Origin of the sequence: Bacillus cereus group sp. MYBK222-1 (assembly GCF_051916425.1) — a bacterium.
Classification (GTDB): domain Bacteria; phylum Bacillota; class Bacilli; order Bacillales; family Bacillaceae_G; genus Bacillus_A; species Bacillus_A paranthracis.
The window spans coordinates 43,094-63,839 of sequence record NZ_JBQAGP010000009.1 but is presented as its reverse complement, the minus strand read 5'-3'; the positions used below and the strand labels follow the sequence as shown (position 1 = coordinate 63,839).

Sequence of the window (20,746 nt, the reverse complement as noted above, 5' to 3'; positions counted from 1 at the left end):
TTCATTTCTCCTTTTTATGTTCTTGTTTTTGTTCATTATTTAAAACTTCAACAGCACTGATTAATATTTTCGGAATCTTAATCCCTATACGACCAGCATTTTCTAAAACTGATAATGCTTCATTTCCTATAAAGAAAAAGATTGTTGCTTCTCGAATTCCACTATTACTACCAAATAATGAATCTAGCTGTGCTGCAACTCCAATTAATAAAAATAACATCACCTTTTTAGCAATGCCCTTAAAGCCAACTTTACTTTTCAATTCTCCGCTATACCCTGCTGCAATCATTCCAGACAGATAATCAATAACTGCTATTATTACCAATACTTTCAATGCAACATCAAACCCTCCAAAAAAATACCCACAAAAAGCTCCGAATGTCGCTCCAAATATCTTTATTAAACTAGCAATATGAGCCACGTTCCTTTCTCTTTTTTCAAATAAAAAAGAAAGACAAATGTCTCTCTTCGCTTTTTATTAAATCACTAAGATTTATTTGTATAGGAGGGATAGTTTTTATCTTTAATAACCTTTTCCATACTAATTAATTTTTAATTAGGCTACGCTTTGCACCTTTATAGTTATTCACTTCTATATTTTTCCAAATTTGTTGATTCAGGAGAAGTGTATACATATTTTCTTCCTTTATCATACCTCCTTGTACTACTCTTTTACCTAATACACCAAAAGCTATTTCGCTACTTTAAATGTATTAAGTTTGAGAGTATATAAACTTATTCAACCCTTAAAAATACTATCTTCTCATTCCTAAACTTGCTTAAATGTAGGAGGTTAAACATACATGAAATAAAAAATATTCATTTGTATATTTAGCTCAGATAATATCTACAAAGTTGAGTAATACACACACCACACAGGAGTACTCTTACCTCCAAGGCCCCGCTGGTTATCTACGCGAACAAAGTGCATGGTGACCTATGAAAGCATCACTGTACGATAACCCGAGTGCGTCCTATTCTGGTGGAACGCTTATTCACCAGAAGGGATTTTGTTTTCCCCTTCTGATACTAAGATTATCATTCATCCATATTTATAAATTCCCCTTAATTATCCCTCTCTTCATCGGAAATTTCTCCTTCTACTATCTTTATTGATTATGTAAATCTATTGAAAATATCTCACTATTTTCCCATTCGGATATAGTAAACCTTTACTTATGATGCTCAAATCACCCCTAAAGCCGTAGCAATTAAGCGAAGAGCATTCTTCTTCTTTTCATAATAAGAGTCTTTCTTTATTAACAATTCATTATAAATATAATCATCTCTTAATTTTTGATCGCTTAAATACTTCATCTCAATAATGTTTCTCTCGTCCTCATCTAAGCTATACTTTAAAGCTTTTTCAACCTGTCTATACTTCATTTGATTAATCTGCTTAGTATTACAAATTTCAGGAAACAAATCAATTTCCCCCTGCTGTTGCACAACATCATCTCCAAAACGCACCTTTAATGCACGATGTTCCTTCAAAATACTTATAACTACTTTTTGTATTTTCTTTTCTGTTTCTTTATCCATAATTGATAATAAAATTGGTTGTTCCAAATTTAAAACCTCCTAAGAATATAATTTATTTTTGTATAAAATTCTTCTTACTAAAAAAACAATCTATATTTATTGGAGAACATAATTCAATCTGCTTATTAAAACAAAAGCATTTTTCTAATGAGAATCTATTTCTCCTAGCTTAGTTTCATACAGTGAAACCAAATACTTAAAAATTTTTTTATGCTATGAAAAGTTTTGTATTCCCTTTCTTTAACCTTACGTATTTCACAAATTGAAGGATCAAACAGTTCTTTACATAGCTTCAAATTATATCAACCCTTTCCTCTTTACGTTTTCTATCTGAAAACTTTATAATAAAAATAAGAGTTATTTTTGGAAACTCGTTTAAAGGGGAGACAATATATAATGGAAATAAAAGATAGATTAAAACAAATTAGAATACATAATAAGCTAAGCCAAGAACAATTCGGGAAAGAGGTTGGCTTAACAAAAGGAACTGTTTCTAAATTTGAAAATGGGAAAGCCTTTCCTGGACGAGAAACATTAGAAAAAGTTTCAAAAAGATTTAATGTTACTATTGACTACTTATATGGAGAAAGTAAAGAAATAGATTTAAATGCACACAAATATAAAAAGTTTAAAGAAATCATGGAATGGCTAGAACCGTTACCAAAAGATGAAAAAGATATAGCATTAGAACAAATGCTTTCTATCGCTCAGGCGCTAAATAAAAATCATACGAAACCTGAGAAGAAATAGCCTATTTATTTAGAAGAATGGCTATTTCTTTTAATTTTTTCTATGTATTCATCTAATTTCTCTGGGGCTATCTTTACTATCGTATTTATAAATAGCTTAACGATTTCCTCTTTTGTCATCTCCAAAATCCTCCATCACCTTTAACAGGATAATGATTTCTTACTGAACTACTTTCCAACTTATCATTACTAAATTTTCTTTATTTAATCTCCCTCCTATATATACTCATTTTCATAACTATTTGTATATGTTAAACCACGCACCTAATTCCCAAAAAATACTACAAAATATCTTTATGAATATTTTACCACCAATCGAACTTTTGTTCTATATTTAGTTTATAATTCTTTAAAAAACAGCGTATAATCATTCTATTATTTGTAATTCGAAGCAAATCTCCACTATTTTTTATTGTATTGAAGAATAATTCAATTTTATCAACGTTTTATTAAAAATATGAATCTACAGGAATTCACGAACCAATTCATAACAATATCGTCCCTTTAAATCATGTTTCTTCTATTATATATGTTTCATGTTGCGATTATCTTTTTATCCTTGCAACTTTCATTTCGCATTACCACTATCCTACAATCCTATTATTGCAAAAATAATATGTGACACCCTAAAATCAAGGCGTAATTTTTTCCATACCTCGACTTATTTTGTAACAATTATGGCGATTTTTCATTAAATTTCACCTCATTTATATTCCTCCACAGCAAAAATAGTTGTTTTTACATAACTAATAACCTATTCCAACAGCAAGATAAGTCGTTTGTGTAACACTTAAGAAACAATTACGTAATACTACAGAAACATTATTAACCTATTAGAAATTGAAATACTACCCTTTTTATGTATCGTATGCTCTAACCTCCCCTAAAAACTATAAGAAAGCGCTTTTAGGATATTACTGGAATTATTACAGAATATTAATGACCCGTTACGAAAGCTTTGTAATTCTATGTTTTTCGCAAATAAGAAAATAATGGTTGCTATAATGAGGTCAACGAAAACAAATGCAATGGAGGCTATTATGAAAAAATTTATGGGTATAGCAACAGCAGCGGTTTTTGGTCTTGGGATTTTCACAACATCTGCTAAAGCAGAAACAATCGTAACGACTGATGTACTAAATGTACGAGAAAACCCAACTACTGAATCAAAAGTTGTAGGAAAATTATTAGATGGATATAAAGTTAACGTTTTACATACAGAAAACGGATGGTCAAAAGTGAAATTGAATAGCGGTAAGGAGGCTTTCATTAGCGCTGACTACACAAAAGACACTTACTACGTAACAGCTAACGTATTAAACGTACGTGCTGGTGCAAACACAGACTCAGAGATTCTTGGGAAATTGAAACAAGATGACGTAATCGAAACAACACACCAAGTTGAAAATGGTTGGATCCAATTTGAATATAACGGAAAAACAGCTTACGTTCACGTTCCTTACTTAACAGGTAAAGCTCCAGTTAAAGTTCAACCAGTAGTTAAAGCTGAAAAAACAACTACAGTTCAAGATACAGCTAAAGCCGTGGCAACAACTAAAGCTCGTGAAGTAGCTGAAACGCAAGCAAAAGCTAAAGCGGAGGAAGCAACTAAAGCTCGCGAAGCAGCTGAAGCTCAAGCAGCGGCTAAAGCTCGTGAAGCAGCTAAGGCTCAAGAGACAGCTAAAGCTCAGGCAGAAGCTAAAGCTCAAGCAGCAGCTGAAGCTCAAGCAGAAGCTAAGGCTCAAGAAGCAGCTAAAGCTCGTGAAGCAGCTAAAGCTCAAGCAGCAGCTGAAGCTCAAGCAGCGGCTAAAGCTCAAGAGGCAGCTAAAGCTCGTGAAGCAGCTAAAGCTCAAGCAGCAGCTGAAGCTCGTGAAGCAACTAAAGCTCGTGAAGCAGCTGAGGCTCAAGAAGCAGCTAAAGCTCGTGAAGCAGCTAAAGCTCAAAAACCAGCTACACAACAACCTGTTGCAAAAGAAACTGAAACAAGTGCACCATCATCTTCTCGTGAGTTACGCGTTGTAGCAACAGCTTACACAGCAGATCCACTTGAAAATGGTTATAAAGCAGGCGACCAAGTAAAATCAGCTTTAGGTCACAACTTAACAGCTAATCCAAATATGAAACTTATTGCAGTTGACCCAAGTGTCATTCCATTAGGTTCAAAAGTATGGGTTGAAGGTTACGGAGTAGCAATCGCTGGTGATACTGGTGGAGCTATTAAAGGAAATAAAATCGACGTTTTAATGCCAGATAAAGGCACATCTAGTAACTGGGGACGTAAAACAGTTACAGTTAAAGTATTAAACTAGTTTGTAAAAAAAGAGTCAGTCTCATTGAGGCTGACTCTTTTTTTGATGCTTACATTCTTTCTCTTGGAAGTAAGCAATATTATCTCGAAGCCACTTCCTCTCTAACATAAACAAGTTCCCACGTTTTTTGTGCACTTTGTCAAACGTCTGTAAAACTTCTTCATGATTAGCAAACTTATGTAAAAAATGAAGTGCAATGATAACCTCTGATTCATCTGTAGACTCTACTTCATTTTTACGTCTCCTAGAAACAAGAACAAAGCGATAAATCATTTAACTGCCTCGCTTCTTCATACGCACATTGCCGAACTCCTGCTTCTTCGTCAGCCATCCGTCTTAATAAATCATCTATATACTCTTCCATCTCCTTCTCTCCCATCCAAATTAAGTCTATCTCTTTGCATTCTATATACGATAAACCACTATTTCACCAGAAAAAAGAGGATGCCACGGCATCCTCTCCTTGTACTTCCCTATTCCACACAAGTAAACTGCGTCCAAGCTCCTACATAATCTAGTAAGAATAACTCTTCTTCTGCAATTGTACCGACAATATTTTTTCGTTCATCTATCGGCATTTCTTTTAGAATGATTTGTAATTCGCCTTTATACTTACCAAATGAGTTGTTACCAATTACAACTTGGCCTCTTTCCTGTCGTACACTTTCGCGCACCGGGAAGTCATAGTCTTTGTACTTTTTACGTACTTCTGTAGAACGTACCATATATTCTGTTATGTCACCGCGTCTTACGTGTAATTCTTGCAGCGTAGCTCTCTTCTCTACTTCAGTCGCCTCGTCTACAAAGTTTACTTTCAGCTGTAACATGTAACGATTTAAGTTTCCTAGTTTCTCTAACTCTTCTTCACTCGCATAAGCATTTCCTATAATCACATCATCAATTAACCCTGTCGCCCATAAATGTTTCGCTTGTACTTCAATCGGTAAGTTACGATGCTCTTCTAATGTACATAATCCGTCGTTAATATCCCATGGGCCGATGTTAGCTGCATGTGACGTAATAAACGCTGCCGTGCGAATACCCTGTTTTTTAAAGCGTTCACTACAGCGAATGAAATAATCGTACGGAAGTCCAGTAAATTTTTGCGGATAGAAGTTATGACAACCAATTAAAGCTGACTTATTTGCCTGATGCGAAAGAATATTTTCTAAGTACGCAATATCGTTACTTACGTTCAGCTCAATTTTTAAGCCGTACGGATTATTCGTCATTTTCGCTTCAGTTAATCCGTCAAACCCTAAATCTAATCGAATACCGTCTGCACCTAACTCTGCGAAAAATGATAGATCACTATAACTAATACCGAGCTGATCAAAGACAGCCGGAGCTACATCTAAAATCACTTCCATATTGTTATCTTTTGCGTGATGAATAATTTCTTTAAATTCAGCTACAATCTCTTCTTTCGGACGATTCACAGACAATAAACAAGTGAATATTCTTGAAAAACCGTGGCGTGCCGCTGCCGAAATGTATGCCATATCTTTTTCTTTCGTTGAATGCTCTGGATAAAGTGAAATTCCTAATTTACGCTCCATGCTTTTGCATCTCCTTCACACGTTGTATTAATGCCATGCTCGTAAATCTATATTTTGCAGATAAACATGTTGCACATAAAATCGTTGGTACAATAATTACGTACGGTGATTGTAAGCTTAGCATTACATAGGCACCCATTGAACTACCGATAAATACAATTGATACTAGTAGTAAAACTAATAAAGATTTACTTTGTACCCATTTTGAATAATGTGCAATACACTGCCCCGCTACAAATGTAATTAAGATGATAATTGCTCCGAGCATTCTGTTTTCTCCTCTCCTGCTAATTGTTGTTTCTCATACATTTTGAAGAACGGATAGTAAATAACGAATGAGATAACAAAGTTAACAAGTACAAGTACACCAGCCATAATTGTCCAGTCCGTACTAATAATCGCTGCAATTGGCGCTAACATCGTAAATGGCAATTTCGCCATCATCATCGGAATCATACCTGAAACAACTGCGAAATATGATACTGTCGTTGTAACTAACGGTGTAATTACGAACGGAATAATTAAGATTGGGTTCATTACAATTGGTGCCCCGAAAATAATTGGTTCATTAATATTGAATAAGCCTGGCACGAATGATAATCTACCTAACTCTTTTAAGAACTTAGATTTAGAGAACATAAACATAATTACTAAAGCTAACGTTGAGCCTGATCCACCAATCCATACGAACCATTGAATAAATTGCTCTGTAAATAAGTTTGGTAATTGATGTGCATTTCCTGTAGCTGTGAATACTTCCATATTTTCAAGAATTGCAGAATCCCACATTGGACGAATGATCGGTCCTAAAATCGCAGGGCCATGTATACCGAATGACCAGAAGAATACGATTAAGAATACTGTTAATAAACCGCCGAATAAATTATTTCCTACTAATACTGATTTTAGTGGTGCGATTAAATATGTGATTGTTGTATTTACATCAAATTTCAAACCGTAGCGAATGCCCCAGAATAAAAGAATAACTGCTAACGTTGGAATTAATGCTGCAAACGAATTTGAAACTGCTGGTGGTACACTATCTGGTAATTTAATTGAGATATTATGCTTAATCATAAAGTGATAAATTTCTACTGCAATTAAAGCTGTAACAATTGCGCCGAATAAAGATGTTGCACTTAATGTTCCTACTGAAATGTATCTACCTGCATCAATAACACCTGGTACGGCTTTCGTAATTTGAATGGGTTCAACTGATGCTAGTAAAAAGGCGAGTACAGATAATAACCCTGCACTTAACTGATTGAGCTGATAAAAATTCGCGAGCGAAGCGCCTACCCCAAATGCTGCGTATAACGCCATTAGTCCTACTGTAAATCGGAATGGAATATCTAAAATATGGCGAAACGGTGCAATCCATTCCATATATGCATCAATTGGTAAGTTTAAAAAGATAACGAAAAATGATCCGACAATCGTTAACGGTAATGTAGAAATAACCCCGTTTCGAATTGCTAATAAATGTCGCTGTCCGGCAATCTTTTGTGTTGTTGGCATAATCTTTTGTTCCATAAAACTCATAAAGCCATTCATCAAAACCCCTCCTCTTTCTCTTTTCTATGAAAGAATGAAATAAAGTTATAACATTATAATGTTTATATTTAAAAAAATATAATTATGCTAAAACTAATTGTTCTGCTTGTTTCAATACTTTCAAACCATCACACATGCCATAATCTCGTTGGTCTATAATCGCAACTGGTATATTGTATGAATTTGCAAGAAACTCTACGGCTGGAAATAAATATTTCACTTGCGGACCAATTAAAACAACATCAGCATTTTTTATTTCCAGTTTCACAAGTTCTGAATCAACTGCTTTAATTTTATAATCCTTCCCTTGTTTCATTGCCTCTTCTTGCATTTTTCTTACAACCATACTCGTTGACATGCCTGCTGCACAACATAATAAAATGTACATCTTATACTGTCACTTTCTCTTCTATTCGTTTATGAAGAGTGATAAATTCTTCAGCAAGTTCTTTCACTGTAATGGCATTCATTAAATGATCTTGTGCATGCACTAACAGTAAACTGATTTCCGCATGATTTCCTCTTGCTTCTTCTTGAATTAAGTCTGTTTGAATACGATGAGCTGCTGAAATTTCTTCCCTAGCAAGTTTCATCTTTTCACTCGCATTCTCAAAATCTCCCTGTCTTGCAAAAGCAATTGCTTCAAGTGACGCGCTTCTCGCGTTGCCACCGTGTAAAATTAACGCAAATGGAGTTTGCATATCAGTCATTTTAAATTCCCCCAAGCCATCTTTTTTCTATATTGTTATCTTATTATGAAAACGCATACAATTAAACATAAAAAACTTCCGTTGTGTAACGGAAGTTTTTATATACTTTTCTTATAACGTTAATAATATCTCTTGAAAATCTTCAACCACTTCAGCCTGAGCTAATTTCTCTATCGTATTTTGATTAGACATAATATCATATAAAAAATCATAAAGCTTTTGTAAATCTTCATTATTATTGCGCTTTACACTAAATAAAATAATAACTTGTACTTTCTTATCTCCCCAATCAACAGCTTTTTCAAGTGTACAAAACATCAAAAATGTTTTCTCACTTAATAACTGCATCGGATGTGGAATCGCAACTAAATTTCCAACCGCTGTAGGAGATGTATTCTCTCTTTCCATAACAGAGTCATAAAAGTGTTCTGGTACATAGTTTTTCTCAGCAGCTTTCTCACATAAAAATCGGATAACCTCTTCCTTCGTAGAAGCATTGTGATTTAAAAAGATTAAATCTTCCTTCATATATTGCTGTACACTAGTATTCACATGCGTAAATAACTGCTGACCAATTGACTTAATCTCTTTATCATCAAATATTGAGTTTACTTTTATAACAGGCACAGGTAAACCACTTGGTATATGAATCGTACTAATAATACAATCTATCTTTTCTTTGTAGAGATCTTCTACTTTCAATTGATAATAACCGGTAATTCCCACAATCTCTAATTTATCTCGGAACTGTGATAGAATTTTATATTTCAATAGTTGGGCACTTCCTTGACCAGTTGCACAAACTAATAAACATCTTTTCTTTTGATTCTGTTCCTGTAAACGGCTCATCGCTCCGCCGAAGTGAATCGCAATATAACCAATTTCACTTTCCGGAATCGATTCTCCCGTATATTCACCAATTATATCTCCAACGAGAACCGCAATTTCAAAAGCATACGGATAATTCTTTTTCACTTCTGCCAAAAGAGGATTTCTCGTATTTAACTTATACTTCAAACGATTTAATAACGTTTTTAAATGAACACCAAACCCAAATAATAATTCTTCATCATAATAAAAAATAAGATTCCGTTCTTCCGCTACTTTAAAAAGAATATGTTGCATGAATGCATATAGATCTTTTCCTAATAGTTCTTCCACATTTTCATAACGATCTTTCGCTGTAACAGCAGTACTTAATAAATGCATCGTCACATATAAAACTTCTTCTTCTGGAAATGAAAGATGCAACTCTTTCTCTAAATCCCCTAAAATCTCTTTCGCAATTGTATATTCTTTCTTTATTATAAGTTCAGCTTGCTCTACATGTAGTCCTTTCATATAATGTTGATCTTCACAACGCTTTAATGCAATTGCAATATGAATGACTAAATTATCAATTTCTATATCTGATAAGTATATCGTTCCTCCTTCGATATACTTTAATATAATCGAACGGATAAGCGGTATATGAGGTAGCGATAAGTATGTATCATTCTGCTCAAATTGCTCATGAAACGGAGTATGGTCATAACGCGGTAAACCATATTGTGATAAACAAGAACGAATATGAAACTCCTCTCCGACAATACGTATACCATAATACGGTCTCTTTTCAATTTGTAATTGATAGCGACCACATATATCTGTCACATCTTTCATAATTAAATTTACAGTCGATTTACTTACATAAATCTCCTCTGCTAACTGTGAAAGCTTCACATACCCATCTGTCGTTAAAATACGTTGTAGAATGTAAGCTATCCTTTCTTCGTAAGAAATTGGGATCTTTTCCGTCTGTTTTTGAAATAGACTCACGCAAAACTCTTCAAACTTCTTCGCTTGTATAATTTCTAGTTCGTATCCAGTCCCTCTTTGCGATTCAATTTTCGCTCCATTTTCTTCTAATATATCATTTAATAATTTTATATCTTTTTGAATCGTCTTCGTTGATACATGTAAACGGCTCGCTAAAAAAGCTCGATTTAACATCGATTTCTCTTCTAAAAACTCCTCTAAAATAGAAACTAATCGCTGATGCACCTTTGTCATAGCTCTTCCTCTCGCAATTTATATATAAAAAGGAAAAAGCTGCTGAAATCAGTAGTTTTTCCCTTTTATTTTATCTATTTCTTTAATGTAAATCCGAATTTATCCCATGCTTGCAAATAATCTAATAAGAAAATCTCTTCTTCTACAATTCGACCAACTACATTTGTTTTTCCTGTATTCACCATATCTTTTAATGCAATTTGCAATTCACCTTTATATTGGCCATATTGCTCATTATCAATTAGAAGATCGCCGCGCTTAATTTCACGTGTATGATGAGGTTTAAACTCTTCTTTTTTATATTTCACACGGCTTTGTGTAGAGCGAATCATATATTCAGATACATCCCCGCGATAAAAATGAGGTTCGTCTAATACGATAATTTTTTCTAGTTCTGTCGTTGTATCATATAACTCTATATCAAATGTTTGTTTCTCTTTATTTAATGCACCTAGTGCTTGTAATTCTACTTCTGATGCATAAGCATTCGCAATAATAACATCATCAATTAATTCTGTTGCAAATAAATGCTTCGCTTGTGTTGTCATTGGTAATTCACGATGTTGCTCTAACGTACATAATCCTTCTGTTACTGGCCAAGGTCCATATGTTGCATCAAATGATGAAATAAAAGCAGCAGTTCTCATACCGTAATCTTTAAATTGTTTCGAGCATTTCATAAAATGATCATATGATAATCCGGAATAACGATGCGGATAAAAATTATGGCAACCAATTAAATTTTCGCGATTTGGTCTATGACTCATAATGTTATCTACATACTTCGTACCGTTACTCATATTGATCTCAATTTTTAAGCCATACGGATTGTACGTCATAATTGATTCTTCTAATCCTGAGAAACCAACATCTAAACGAATACCGTACGCACCTAGTTCATGGAAAAACGATAAATCGTTATATGAAATACCTAATTGCTCAAAAACAGCTGGACTAATATCAACTAACACTTGGAATCCTAATGCATTTGCATGAGAAATCGTTTCTTTAAACTCTTCTATAATTTTCTCTTTTTCACCATCTACAGATAATAAACATGTAAATACACGAGTAAATCCGTATTTACTTGCTAATGTTAAATACTCTTTATCTTTCTCTACTGTTGAATGTTCTGGATAAATAGAAATACCTAATCGTCTCATATGTACACGCCTCTTTCTTCATCATATTGTAAACCTTTTCAAATATATGTAGCGAAAAAGTATATATCCCCTTCTCATTCACTACTTTTTGAATCCGCTTTCTTTAAAGAAAAAACAATTTCTATCATTCATAACAACTACCAGTCTATACATCTATACTTTACATCTTTTTTTCATAGTTGTGTAGTCTTTCCACAAATTTGTCAGTTTTTTACCTCGAAAATTGTTGTACGTTTTCAAGGCACCTTCCTTGACTGTTACATTGACCAATACATATACTCGAAAGAAAAGAGAAATTTTTTATATAGGGGATGAATATATGGGAGAAGCAATACTCGTAAAACGAGAACCGTTATGGACGAAAGAATTTGTCGCGCTAATTCTAGCAAACTTATGTATGTTTTTAGGATTTCAAATGTTAATTCCGACTTTACCTGTTTATGTGAAAGAAATTGGAGGTACAAGTTCCAATATTGGATTTGTTGTCGGTATGTTTACTGTTGCGGCACTTTTTGTTAGACCGCTAACTGGAAATGCCTTGCAAAAATTCAGCAAAAAAATCATTTTAATGATTGGTACTGCTATTTGTTTACTCGCTATGGGTAGTTATCTTTTCGCTTCAACTGTTTTCCTATTGCTTGCCGTTCGAATTTTACACGGAGCTGGTTTTGGTATTACAACGACTACATATGGAACTGTCGTTTCCGATTTAATTCCGCAAGCTCGCCGCGGTGAAGGCATGGGATATTTCGGTCTTTCTGGAACGATTGCAATGGCGCTCGGTCCACTTATCGGACTTTGGCTTATGCAAACATATAACTTCACGATTCTTTTTTTATGTGCACTTTCCTGTACAATTGTTTCATTAATATTAACGAAACTACTTCAAATCAAAAAATCGCCGCAATCACCACAGCAAACATCTGGTACCTTTCTCGATGGATTTATTGAGCGCAAAGCTTTACTTCCTTCATTATTAATATTATGTATTACATTAATGTACGGGGGAATCGGAAGCTTTATTACGTTATTTGCTACGGAAGTCGGCATTGCTGATATAAGCCTCTTCTTCTTATTTAATGCACTTGCAATCGCTGTTACTCGTCCATTTTCCGGAAAGTTATATGATGCGAAAGGTCATTCTTTCGTAATTATTCCAGGAGTTATTATTACGTTTACAGGGATTATTTTATTGTCGTATACAACTACCATTCCAAGCTTAATTATTGCAGCAGCATGCTACGGAAGTGGTTTCGGAGCGATTCAACCTGCACTACAAGCGTGGATGATTGACCGAGTAGCACCGCACCGACGAGGAGTCGCAACAGCTACATTCTTCTCAGCATTTGACCTTGGAATTGGTGCTGGCGCGATTATTTTTGGATTCATTGCACATTTTACAAACTACGCAACTGTATATCGTTATTCCTCTCTACTACTTATTGCTTTCCTGTTCATTTACATTACAAGTGTAAAAAAACAAAAGCATGGTGATAAAAATACGGAAAAAGCTGCTGGATAATTCCAGTGGCTTTTTTACGTATTTTTGAGTTTATAAAACTACATGCATTTTCCTACATATTTTTTTACCTTTCATCAAAAAATATACGATGAACTCACAGACGCTTTCCTTCATATACAAATGAAAAACACTATTCTAAAGAGTGTGATTTCTTTACAAAAATACGATTTACAAAAGATAAAAACCAATAAAATACAGCTGTTTCTTTAAAGAATTGTAAACTTTTTATCCCTTTGTAAATTTAGTGTAAATTTTACTGATAAATCGTTTACAGTGGCTCACGGTTCAGTTAATAATTACATCGTACATGAAATTTAAGGAGTGGAATGCGTGGAATACAATGTTCAAGATATGATCTTCCAGTTCATTGGTGGATTAGGTATTTTCTTATTCGGAATTAAATACATGGGCGATGGACTGCAACAAGCTGCTGGAGATCGTCTTCGTGATATTCTAGATCGCTTTACAACAAACCCACTGATGGGTGTACTAGCAGGTATGTTAGTTACCGTATTAATCCAATCAAGTTCAGGAACAACCGCTTTAACAGTCGGACTTGTAAGTGCTGGGTTTATGACATTAAGACAAGCAATCGGTGTTATTATGGGTGCGAACATCGGTACGACAGTTACTGCATTTATTATTGGAATTAAAATCGGAGAATATGCTCTTCCAATTATGGCAGTTGGAGCTATCTTACTATTCTTCTTTAAAAATAAAAAAGTACATTCTTTAGGTCAAGTTATATTCGGTTTTGGTATGTTATTCTTCGGTTTAGAACTAATGAGCACAGGTATGAAGCCTCTTCGCTCTTTAGAATCATTCCAAGAATTAACGGTTAGCATGAGTGATAATCCAATTTTAGGTATTGTTGTTGGTACAGTCTTCACTTTAATTGTACAAAGCTCAAGTGCAACAATCGGTATTTTACAAGAACTATTCGGTCAAGGTGCAATCGATTTACAAGCTGCCCTTCCTGTATTGTTTGGTGATAACATCGGTACAACAATTACAGCTGTATTAGCAGCAATCGGTACTTCAATTGCTGCAAGACGCGCAGCATTAGTTCACGTTATCTTTAATATTGTCGGTACAATCATCTTTACAATTTTATTAATACCTTTTACAAATTTAATTCAATACTTCCAAACGTCATTAAACTTAAATCCAGAGATGACAATTGCATTTGCACACGGAACATTTAACGTAACGAATACAATTATTCAGTTCCCATTCATCGCTGTATTAGCATGGATTGTAACGAAAATTATTCGCGGGGAAGATGCTGCTATTGATTTCAAACCGCAACATTTAAATCCAATCTTTATTGAACAATCTCCAGCTATTGCTTTAACTGAAGCACAAAAAGAGATTATTCGTATGGCTGAGTTTTCATTACATGGATTAAAAGAAGCAAACCAATTTTTAAACACACAAGATAAAAAACACGCTGACATGGCTACTCAATTAGAAGGAGCTATTAACAACTTAGATAAAAAAATTACCGAGTATTTAGTTTTACTATCAGAAAAGCCGCTTTCACCTACAGATTCTGAAAAACATTCCGTTTTAGCAGGTGTCGTTGGCGATATTGAACGTGTCGGTGATCATGTAGAAAACCTTGTAGAACTTGTTGATTTCCAAATTTCAAACCGTGTTTCCCTATCAAACGAAGCACTAGCTGAATTAAATGAAATGCTTGAGTTAACGATTTCAACATTACAAGACGCAGTTGAAGCTTTAACAAACTTCGATACTGAACTAGCTCAAACAGTTATTGCAAAAGAACGTAAAATCGACCAAATGGAACGTGTTCTTCGTAAACGTCACGTATTACGTCTGAACGAACGTAGCTGTTCAGGTGATGCAAGTATCATCTTCGTTGATATGGTAAGTAACTTAGAGCGCATTGGCGATCACGCTGTAAATATCGCTGATGGTGTTTTAGGTGAACAAGGTAAAGTCCATTTAAAACAATCATTATAATAGGAAAGAGACGCTAACATGAGCGTCTCTTTTTTCATTTCATATTTACAACCGTTCTACCTTTTAACTTTCCTTGCAATATAAGTGTAAACTTCTCATCTAATTCTTCTAATGTACATTCTTCTGTATAAGATAGTAACTCTTTGTTTTCCCATTCATTTGCTAGGAGCGTCCACACATCCCTTCTCACATCGGCTGGACATTGCACAGAATCTACCCCTAACAGGCTTATGCCTCGCAAAATAAAAGGATATACCGTTGTTTGTAATTCCTGTCCTGCCACATTACCGCATGTCGTTACGCACCCGCCATACTTTACCGTTTTTAAAGCTGTTTCTAACATATGTCCACCTACAGTATCGATAACCCCGGCGTATATTCCTTTAAGCATTGGTCTTCCTGATCCATCATTCAATTCCGCACGATGAATCACTTTTTTCGCTCCTAGACGTAGTAGCATCTCTTCCTCTTCCATTTTCCCTGTCGCTCCTACTACGCTAAACCCTAACTTACTTAAAATACTAACAGCTACACTTCCTACGCCACCTGTAGCACCCGTTACTAGTACATCTCCCATACTTGGCGTTATACCTGCTCTAATAAGCTTATATACTGATAAGGCGGCTGTAAAACCTGCCGTCCCGTACATCATACTTTCCTTTAATGACATTCCCTCTGGTAAAGGGACAACCCAAGACGCCGGCACGCGAATATATTCTCCGAAACCACCAGAAGTATTCATCCCTAAATCATATCCCGTTACAATGACTTGATCTCCTGCCTTAATAGTAGCATCTTTACTACTCACAACCACTCCTGCTGCATCAATTCCTGGCGTATGAGGATATGTTCTCGTAACACCTTTATTACCAGTGGCTGAAAGAGCGTCTTTATAATTTAGTGAAGAATAATGAACCTGTATGAATACGTCCCCTTCAGGTAAACTACTTACTTCTCTCTCGACAACGTTTCTTACAAACTGCTTATTTTCTGTTTCGTTCACAACGATTGCTCGGAATGATGTATGATTCATTATGTTCTCTCCTTTATCCGTCAAATTCTTCTTTATTATATAGAAGAAACAAGTAGACCTATTCATTTCTTCTTGGCTATATTTCAACAAATCTTACTTCTCTATTACTTTCTCACAATACATATTTTCATTTCTACTAAAAAACCTTATACTTATTCTACATCTGAAAAATAAAATATAGAATATCTGACTTTTTATAAATAAATTGAATTTTTACGAAATGTAAATGATTTGTAATGTTTTTTTTCGCTAAATTTCATTATAATAAGTGGATATGAGTGTCGTATTTCAATCCAAATGAAGGAGTACAGGAAATGGAGCAAAACCCATCTTTGCAAGAAAATACACGCAGTAACCCGAAAAAAAATAAGAAAAAAATAAAAGTTATTATAAGCGCTATACTATTCGTTTTATTAATAGGCGGCGGTTATACTTGGTTTTTAGTAAATAAAGCATCTTCTGCTGTTCGAAATGCCGCACATGATTTAGCGCGCGGTGATAAATCTGATTTACGTGATAGAGCTGTAAAACCTATTACAAACAATGTCTCTGTCTTAGTAATGGGTGTTGATGAAAGCGATGTCCGAGGAAAAGAATATGGTGAAGCTATTAGAACAGATGCGCTGTTGCTTGCAACGTTTAATAAAGATAGCAAAACTGTAAAACTATTAAGTATCCCACGTGACACATATACTTATATTCCAATAGAAAAGAAAAAAGATAAAATTACACACGCTCATGCATTCGGTTCTGCTAAAAATGGAAAAAATGGTGGACCACAAGCAAGCATTGATGCAGTTGAAAAATTAATGAATGTTCCTGTCGATTATTTTGTGAAATTTAACTTTAAATCATTTATAAAAATCGTCGATGACTTGGGCGGTATTGAAGTTGATGTACCAGTTGAATTTACTGAGCAAGATAGCAATGATAATGCAGAGGCAATTCACCTAGAAAAAGGTGTTCAAAAGTTAAATGGCGAAGAAGCTCTTGCTCTTGCTAGGACAAGACACATCGATAGTGATGCAATGCGTGGACAACGTCAACAACTCGTTATCGAGGCTATTTTAAAGAAACTAACAAGTGTTGGTTCTGTAACAAAAGTTGGCAACATCATTGATGATATTAACGGACAATTCGTTACAAACTTAACATTTGATGATATGCTTTCATTCTATAAGTACGGATCGGATTCAGAAATCGAGAAATTACAAATTCAAGGTGACGACTGCTATATGGAAAAAGGGGACGATACATGTAGCAAATCCGCTGGTGGCGGCCGAACGTATTACTACAATCCAGATAAAAAAGAATTAGCAAAGGTTACAAACGATCTTCGTACTCATCTTGGATTACCTGCATATACAAAAACAGACTCTGATTCGAAAAAAACAAGTACAGAGAAAACAAAAGAATCTAAGTCTGAAAATACAAGTGAACGCGAATCAAGTAACAATGAAATGAAAAATAAAAATAGCAATGAAGATACAGAAACATCGTCTAACGACAATGAATAATAAAGAAGCAGTTCTCTATGGAGGTAGAGTACTGCTTCTTTTTATTCCGTCACAATTAAAAATCAGAACTTTCTAACTATCTTTTTTAATATTTTTAAATTATAATAAATAGTAGCAATCTATTCCAATTATCAGGGGGCTCATACATATGAAAGCTGCAGTAAAACATAACATCTCAGATTTTAAAGACTACTTAAAGTCAAACGATATATACATGGAAGAAAATATAGATGAAAATGATGGTTCTGTTCATTTTTCAGTAGGATTAGAGACAGAAGCTGGCGCAAAAATTCAACTTATCGCTGCTTTCCAAAACGAACATCCTACTGTAGATATATACTGCTTCAATGTTGCTCACGTACCTAATGAAGCAGCAACAAATGATGTTTTACATACCATTAATGAATTAAATACATCTTATCGATTTGCAAAATTCACATTAAACAAGCAAAATGCAATTGATATTTCAACATCTCTTGCATTCTCAGAGCCAAACTTTAATCCAGCACTTGTCTTTGAACATACGAGAATGCTATATAAATTAGCAAATGACGAATATAAAAACTTAATGAAAGTGATTTGGGCATAAATAAAAGGATGGGCTGCAAGCAGCGCCATCCTTTTATTTCAATATCATATCAATCCACATCTTAATAGCTGTACCTACAATCAAAATCGATAACATATATTGCAGTGCTTTTTGATTGATCTTTTTCCCTACTCGCGCTCCAAGCGGCGCTGCAAAGATACTTGCAATCGCAATAATAAGAGCTGGAATTACAACTACTTGTCCAGTTATTACTTTTCCAGTTGTAATCCCTACTGAAGAAATAAACGTAATAGCGATAGATGTTGCTATCGTTGTACGTATCGGCAATTTTAAAATAACTAGCATAATCGGAACTAAAAGGAACGAACCTCCAGCACCTATAATGCCTGATGCTCCGCCTACAATAAATGCTAACAAACTTGCTATCCATTTATTATATTTCAATTCATCACCATTATTTCGTTTCGGTACGAACATCATAATAGCAGCAATTGTTGCTAACGCTGCATAAACAACATTGACCGTATGTTCCTCTAATGCATTAGCACCAAAACTACCTATGAAACTTCCTATTAATATACTAGCTCCCATATACACAACGAGGGTTTTATCCATATCATTACTTTTCCGATAAGCCCATGCCCCTGCAAAAGTTGCAAAGAATACTTGCACCGCTGTAATACCACTCACTTCATGTGCAGTATAGCCAGTAAATCCTAGCAATACCGGAATGTATAAGATCATCGGATAATTAATAATCGCACCGCCAATTCCAACCATTCCTGATATAAACGATCCTATAAACCCAATTATAAAAAGTAATACGACTAAACTCACCTTATATCCCCCGCCTTCTAAAAAGAAGGTGATTTAAATGAATAAGTTTACATTCCCATCCGAAGCATCTGCTAAATAAGCTCCTACTCCTGCAAACTCTACCCCTTCCATAATCTCTTCCTCTTTTAACCCTAATAAATCTACTGTCATTTGACAAGCTACAAGTTTAATCCCCTGTTCTTTCGCCAAATCAATTAAATCTGGTAACGGCATCGCATTATGTTTTTTCATAATACCTTTAATCATCTTTGGTCCCATACCAGCAAAATTCATTTTAGATAATCCCATCTTATCAGCGCCGCGTGGCATCATCTTTCCAAACATTTTTTCTATGAAAGTTTTCTTTACCTCTACATGTTCATCTTTCCTTAAAGCATTTAATCCCCAGAAAGTATGAAAAATAGTTACCTCTTGATCATACGCCGCTGCACCATTTGCAATAATATAAGCAGCCATCGCTTTATCATAATCTCCGCTAAATAAAACGATTGTTGTTTTCTTCTGTTGTTCCATGTTGTTTTCCCTCCAATTACCTATAGGGGTATTTTTATTTTTATAAAAAATTGTTTCACCCTATTCTACTTTACCTTCCCACGCTAACATACCACCTACCATATTGATTGCTTGAAAACCGTAGCTCTCTAAAAATTGAACAGCTCGTGCACTTCTTCCGCCAGAACGACAAACGATAATATACTCTTTCTTTTTATCCAACTCATGCATACGAAACTCCAATAATCCTAGTGGAATGTTACACGCTTCTGGAATTTTCCCTTCAGCTACTTCTTCTACTTCACGTACATCTACGATATTTACTGCTTCTTTACGTACCAATTTTTCTTCTAATTCTTTTGCTGTCATTTCTTTCATTTACATTTCCTCCTCACAAACCATTCATACCGCCTGAAACATTGATAACGTGCTGAAATCCTAATTTTTTTAATACTTTTGCAGCCTGCTTACTTCTCATTCCACTTTGACAAAGAACAATAACTTCTTTCTGTTTATCTAATTGTTGCGCCTTATTAGCTAGTTCATTTAATGGGATATTCCGAAACCCTTTAATATTGTTCCCTCTATACTCACCAGCTGTTCGCACATCAATAAATTGTTTATTATTTTGTCCCATCATACGTTTTAATTCTTTTCCTGAAATGTTTTTTACTCCTCTAGCTGGTAAGAATCGAGAAATAATAAACCACGATACAAGTACAATTAAGATTATATTCAATATTGTCTTCACATCCATAAAGCTATTCAAACTCCTTCTATACTTTTTTCCTATCCAAATACATACTATAACTTTGAATATGGAACCCCTTCTTTCTTAAAAAGCGTATACTTAAATTCCGATCCACTTTATTATGAACAATAAGATGCAAAGGCTTATTTGGTATTTCATGATAATACCGTTTTAAATACGCATATGGTATACACATAATTCTAGAATTGTTATCACTGTCGCTCTCTGTATAATTTCGTACATCTACAATAACACTTTCAATTTTCCTTACTTGTTCTAACGAAATATATGCAACATTTAAAACGGGAATGTAACGTTTTACTAAACTTCCCAGCACCAATACTATTAGGGGTATAACTATATAGAACATATATGATTATCCTCTTTACTTTCAATAATAAGCAGATGATTTGCTCCTCC

At 34.6% G+C, this 20,746-nt stretch carries 21 protein-coding genes and 1 pseudogene; 6 read left to right on the top strand and 16 right to left on the bottom strand.

The features are described from left to right. Position 1: 1 nt before the first annotated feature. Both ACTFR9_RS25035 and ACTFR9_RS25030 read right to left on the bottom strand, forming a co-directional pair. Positions 2 to 421, bottom strand: coding sequence for a phage holin family protein (locus ACTFR9_RS25035; RefSeq protein WP_000930103.1), 420 nt, complete (start codon positions 419 to 421; stop codon positions 2 to 4). 764 nt (positions 422 to 1,185) lie between these two features. After that, positions 1,186 to 1,569 carry an ArpU family phage packaging/lysis transcriptional regulator gene (locus ACTFR9_RS25030; protein ID WP_000437483.1) on the bottom strand — a complete coding sequence of 128 codons (384 nt, stop codon included), beginning with the start codon at positions 1,567 to 1,569 and terminating at the stop codon, positions 1,186 to 1,188. Between the two features lie 369 nt (positions 1,570 to 1,938). Between ACTFR9_RS25030 and ACTFR9_RS25025 the strand changes: the two genes are divergently transcribed. Both ACTFR9_RS25025 and entC read left to right on the top strand, forming a co-directional pair. Next, a complete protein-coding gene (locus ACTFR9_RS25025) occupies positions 1,939 to 2,292 on the top strand; it encodes a helix-turn-helix domain-containing protein (protein WP_000402994.1) in 354 nt (117 codons plus the stop codon). Positions 2,293 to 3,208: 916 nt separating this feature from the next. After that, positions 3,209 to 4,600: a cell wall-binding protein EntC gene (gene entC, locus ACTFR9_RS25020; protein WP_139303372.1), complete on the top strand. Its 1,392-nt coding sequence runs from the start codon at positions 3,209 to 3,211 to the stop codon at positions 4,598 to 4,600. A gap of 21 nt (positions 4,601 to 4,621) precedes the next feature. Here entC and ACTFR9_RS25015 read toward each other — a convergent pair. From ACTFR9_RS25015 to ACTFR9_RS24980, 8 genes and pseudogenes are all read right to left on the bottom strand, one after another. After that, positions 4,622 to 4,855: pseudogene (locus ACTFR9_RS25015) on the bottom strand (hypothetical protein); the annotation flags it as partial. A gap of 218 nt (positions 4,856 to 5,073) precedes the next feature. Continuing rightward, a complete protein-coding gene (locus ACTFR9_RS25010) occupies positions 5,074 to 6,159 on the bottom strand; it encodes a DUF871 domain-containing protein (RefSeq protein WP_101218509.1) in 1,086 nt (361 codons plus the stop codon). Next, positions 6,149 to 6,427, bottom strand: a complete 279-nt coding sequence (locus tag ACTFR9_RS25005; RefSeq protein WP_000900037.1) for a hypothetical protein — start codon at positions 6,425 to 6,427, stop codon at positions 6,149 to 6,151. Before ACTFR9_RS25005 ends, ACTFR9_RS25010 begins: the two co-directional genes overlap by 11 nt. Further along, a complete protein-coding gene (locus tag ACTFR9_RS25000) occupies positions 6,403 to 7,713 on the bottom strand; it encodes a PTS sugar transporter subunit IIC (RefSeq protein WP_001013054.1) in 1,311 nt (436 codons plus the stop codon). Before ACTFR9_RS25000 ends, ACTFR9_RS25005 begins: the two co-directional genes overlap by 25 nt. A gap of 82 nt (positions 7,714 to 7,795) precedes the next feature. Continuing rightward, positions 7,796 to 8,101, bottom strand: coding sequence for a PTS sugar transporter subunit IIB (locus tag ACTFR9_RS24995; RefSeq protein ID WP_000275647.1), 306 nt, complete (start codon positions 8,099 to 8,101; stop codon positions 7,796 to 7,798). A 1-nt stretch (position 8,102) separates the two neighbouring features. Next, positions 8,103 to 8,423, bottom strand: coding sequence for a PTS lactose/cellobiose transporter subunit IIA (locus ACTFR9_RS24990; RefSeq protein WP_000131335.1), 321 nt, complete (start codon positions 8,421 to 8,423; stop codon positions 8,103 to 8,105). A gap of 111 nt (positions 8,424 to 8,534) precedes the next feature. Next, a complete protein-coding gene (locus tag ACTFR9_RS24985) occupies positions 8,535 to 10,475 on the bottom strand; it encodes a BglG family transcription antiterminator (protein WP_193635849.1) in 1,941 nt (646 codons plus the stop codon). Between the two features lie 74 nt (positions 10,476 to 10,549). Next, the gene (locus ACTFR9_RS24980) at positions 10,550 to 11,638 is read right to left on the bottom strand and encodes a DUF871 domain-containing protein (RefSeq protein ID WP_001253343.1); all 1,089 of its coding nucleotides are present in this window, start codon (positions 11,636 to 11,638) and stop codon (positions 10,550 to 10,552) included. A 319-nt stretch (positions 11,639 to 11,957) separates the two neighbouring features. On the opposite strand from ACTFR9_RS24980, the gene ACTFR9_RS24975 reads away from it, so the two are divergent. Together ACTFR9_RS24975 and ACTFR9_RS24970 are read left to right on the top strand one after the other, a co-directional pair. Next, the gene (locus ACTFR9_RS24975; RefSeq protein ID WP_000503265.1) at positions 11,958 to 13,160 is read left to right on the top strand and encodes an MFS transporter; all 1,203 of its coding nucleotides are present in this window, start codon (positions 11,958 to 11,960) and stop codon (positions 13,158 to 13,160) included. A 330-nt stretch (positions 13,161 to 13,490) separates the two neighbouring features. Beyond that, a complete protein-coding gene (locus ACTFR9_RS24970) occupies positions 13,491 to 15,146 on the top strand; it encodes a Na/Pi cotransporter family protein (RefSeq protein ID WP_000456257.1) in 1,656 nt (551 codons plus the stop codon). A gap of 34 nt (positions 15,147 to 15,180) precedes the next feature. On the opposite strand, the gene ACTFR9_RS24965 is transcribed toward ACTFR9_RS24970, so the two are convergent. Next, positions 15,181 to 16,179: a YhdH/YhfP family quinone oxidoreductase gene (locus ACTFR9_RS24965; protein ID WP_101218511.1), complete on the bottom strand. Its 999-nt coding sequence runs from the start codon at positions 16,177 to 16,179 to the stop codon at positions 15,181 to 15,183. A 314-nt stretch (positions 16,180 to 16,493) separates the two neighbouring features. On the opposite strand from ACTFR9_RS24965, the gene ACTFR9_RS24960 reads away from it, so the two are divergent. Further along, positions 16,494 to 17,696 carry an LCP family protein gene (locus ACTFR9_RS24960; RefSeq protein ID WP_000437431.1) on the top strand — a complete coding sequence of 401 codons (1,203 nt, stop codon included), beginning with the start codon at positions 16,494 to 16,496 and terminating at the stop codon, positions 17,694 to 17,696. 148 nt (positions 17,697 to 17,844) lie between these two features. Then, positions 17,845 to 18,285 carry a YbjN domain-containing protein gene (locus tag ACTFR9_RS24955; RefSeq protein WP_000642365.1) on the top strand — a complete coding sequence of 147 codons (441 nt, stop codon included), beginning with the start codon at positions 17,845 to 17,847 and terminating at the stop codon, positions 18,283 to 18,285. Between the two features lie 33 nt (positions 18,286 to 18,318). Here the strand turns inward: ACTFR9_RS24955 and ACTFR9_RS24950 are convergent, their stop codons facing one another. From ACTFR9_RS24950 to ACTFR9_RS24930, 5 genes are read right to left on the bottom strand one after another with little or no spacing between them, the layout of a single operon-like run. Further along, on the bottom strand, positions 18,319 to 19,083 hold the full coding sequence (locus tag ACTFR9_RS24950; protein WP_000060723.1) for a sulfite exporter TauE/SafE family protein: 765 nt from the start codon (positions 19,081 to 19,083) through the stop codon (positions 18,319 to 18,321). A 33-nt stretch (positions 19,084 to 19,116) separates the two neighbouring features. Next, entirely contained in the window at positions 19,117 to 19,596 is a 480-nt protein-coding gene (locus ACTFR9_RS24945) for a DsrE/DsrF/DrsH-like family protein (RefSeq protein ID WP_000437719.1), read from the bottom strand. A gap of 60 nt (positions 19,597 to 19,656) precedes the next feature. After that, positions 19,657 to 19,953 carry a rhodanese-like domain-containing protein gene (locus ACTFR9_RS24940; protein WP_000661803.1) on the bottom strand — a complete coding sequence of 99 codons (297 nt, stop codon included), beginning with the start codon at positions 19,951 to 19,953 and terminating at the stop codon, positions 19,657 to 19,659. 13 nt (positions 19,954 to 19,966) lie between these two features. Next, positions 19,967 to 20,332, bottom strand: a complete 366-nt coding sequence (locus ACTFR9_RS24935) for a rhodanese-like domain-containing protein (protein WP_000382692.1) — start codon at positions 20,330 to 20,332, stop codon at positions 19,967 to 19,969. Between the two features lie 19 nt (positions 20,333 to 20,351). Continuing rightward, the gene (locus tag ACTFR9_RS24930) at positions 20,352 to 20,696 is read right to left on the bottom strand and encodes a hypothetical protein (protein WP_000499413.1); all 345 of its coding nucleotides are present in this window, start codon (positions 20,694 to 20,696) and stop codon (positions 20,352 to 20,354) included. Positions 20,697 to 20,746: the final 50 nt, after the last annotated feature.

Bases quoted from the DNA above. Each gene is read 5' to 3' on its own strand.
- ACTFR9_RS25025 (WP_000402994.1), top strand. From the start codon at position 1,939: ATGGAAATAAAAGATAGATTAAAACAAATTAGAATACATAATAAGCTA.
- ACTFR9_RS25010 (WP_101218509.1), bottom strand. From the start codon at position 6,159: ATGGAGCGTAAATTAGGAATTTCACTTTATCCAGAGCATTCAACGAAA.
- ACTFR9_RS25005 (WP_000900037.1), bottom strand. From the start codon at position 6,427: ATGCTCGGAGCAATTATCATCTTAATTACATTTGTAGCGGGGCAGTGT.
- ACTFR9_RS25000 (WP_001013054.1), bottom strand. From the start codon at position 7,713: ATGAATGGCTTTATGAGTTTTATGGAACAAAAGATTATGCCAACAACA.
- ACTFR9_RS24995 (WP_000275647.1), bottom strand. From the start codon at position 8,101: ATGTACATTTTATTATGTTGTGCAGCAGGCATGTCAACGAGTATGGTT.
- ACTFR9_RS24990 (WP_000131335.1), bottom strand. From the start codon at position 8,423: ATGACTGATATGCAAACTCCATTTGCGTTAATTTTACACGGTGGCAAC.
- ACTFR9_RS24985 (WP_193635849.1), bottom strand. From the start codon at position 10,475: ATGACAAAGGTGCATCAGCGATTAGTTTCTATTTTAGAGGAGTTTTTA.
- ACTFR9_RS24980 (WP_001253343.1), bottom strand. From the start codon at position 11,638: ATGAGACGATTAGGTATTTCTATTTATCCAGAACATTCAACAGTAGAG.
- ACTFR9_RS24975 (WP_000503265.1), top strand. From the start codon at position 11,958: ATGGGAGAAGCAATACTCGTAAAACGAGAACCGTTATGGACGAAAGAA.
- ACTFR9_RS24965 (WP_101218511.1), bottom strand. From the start codon at position 16,179: ATGAATCATACATCATTCCGAGCAATCGTTGTGAACGAAACAGAAAAT.
- ACTFR9_RS24960 (WP_000437431.1), top strand. From the start codon at position 16,494: ATGGAGCAAAACCCATCTTTGCAAGAAAATACACGCAGTAACCCGAAA.
- ACTFR9_RS24955 (WP_000642365.1), top strand. From the start codon at position 17,845: ATGAAAGCTGCAGTAAAACATAACATCTCAGATTTTAAAGACTACTTA.
- ACTFR9_RS24945 (WP_000437719.1), bottom strand. From the start codon at position 19,596: ATGGAACAACAGAAGAAAACAACAATCGTTTTATTTAGCGGAGATTAT.
- ACTFR9_RS24940 (WP_000661803.1), bottom strand. From the start codon at position 19,953: ATGAAAGAAATGACAGCAAAAGAATTAGAAGAAAAATTGGTACGTAAA.
- ACTFR9_RS24935 (WP_000382692.1), bottom strand. From the start codon at position 20,332: ATGGATGTGAAGACAATATTGAATATAATCTTAATTGTACTTGTATCG.
- ACTFR9_RS24930 (WP_000499413.1), bottom strand. From the start codon at position 20,696: ATGTTCTATATAGTTATACCCCTAATAGTATTGGTGCTGGGAAGTTTA.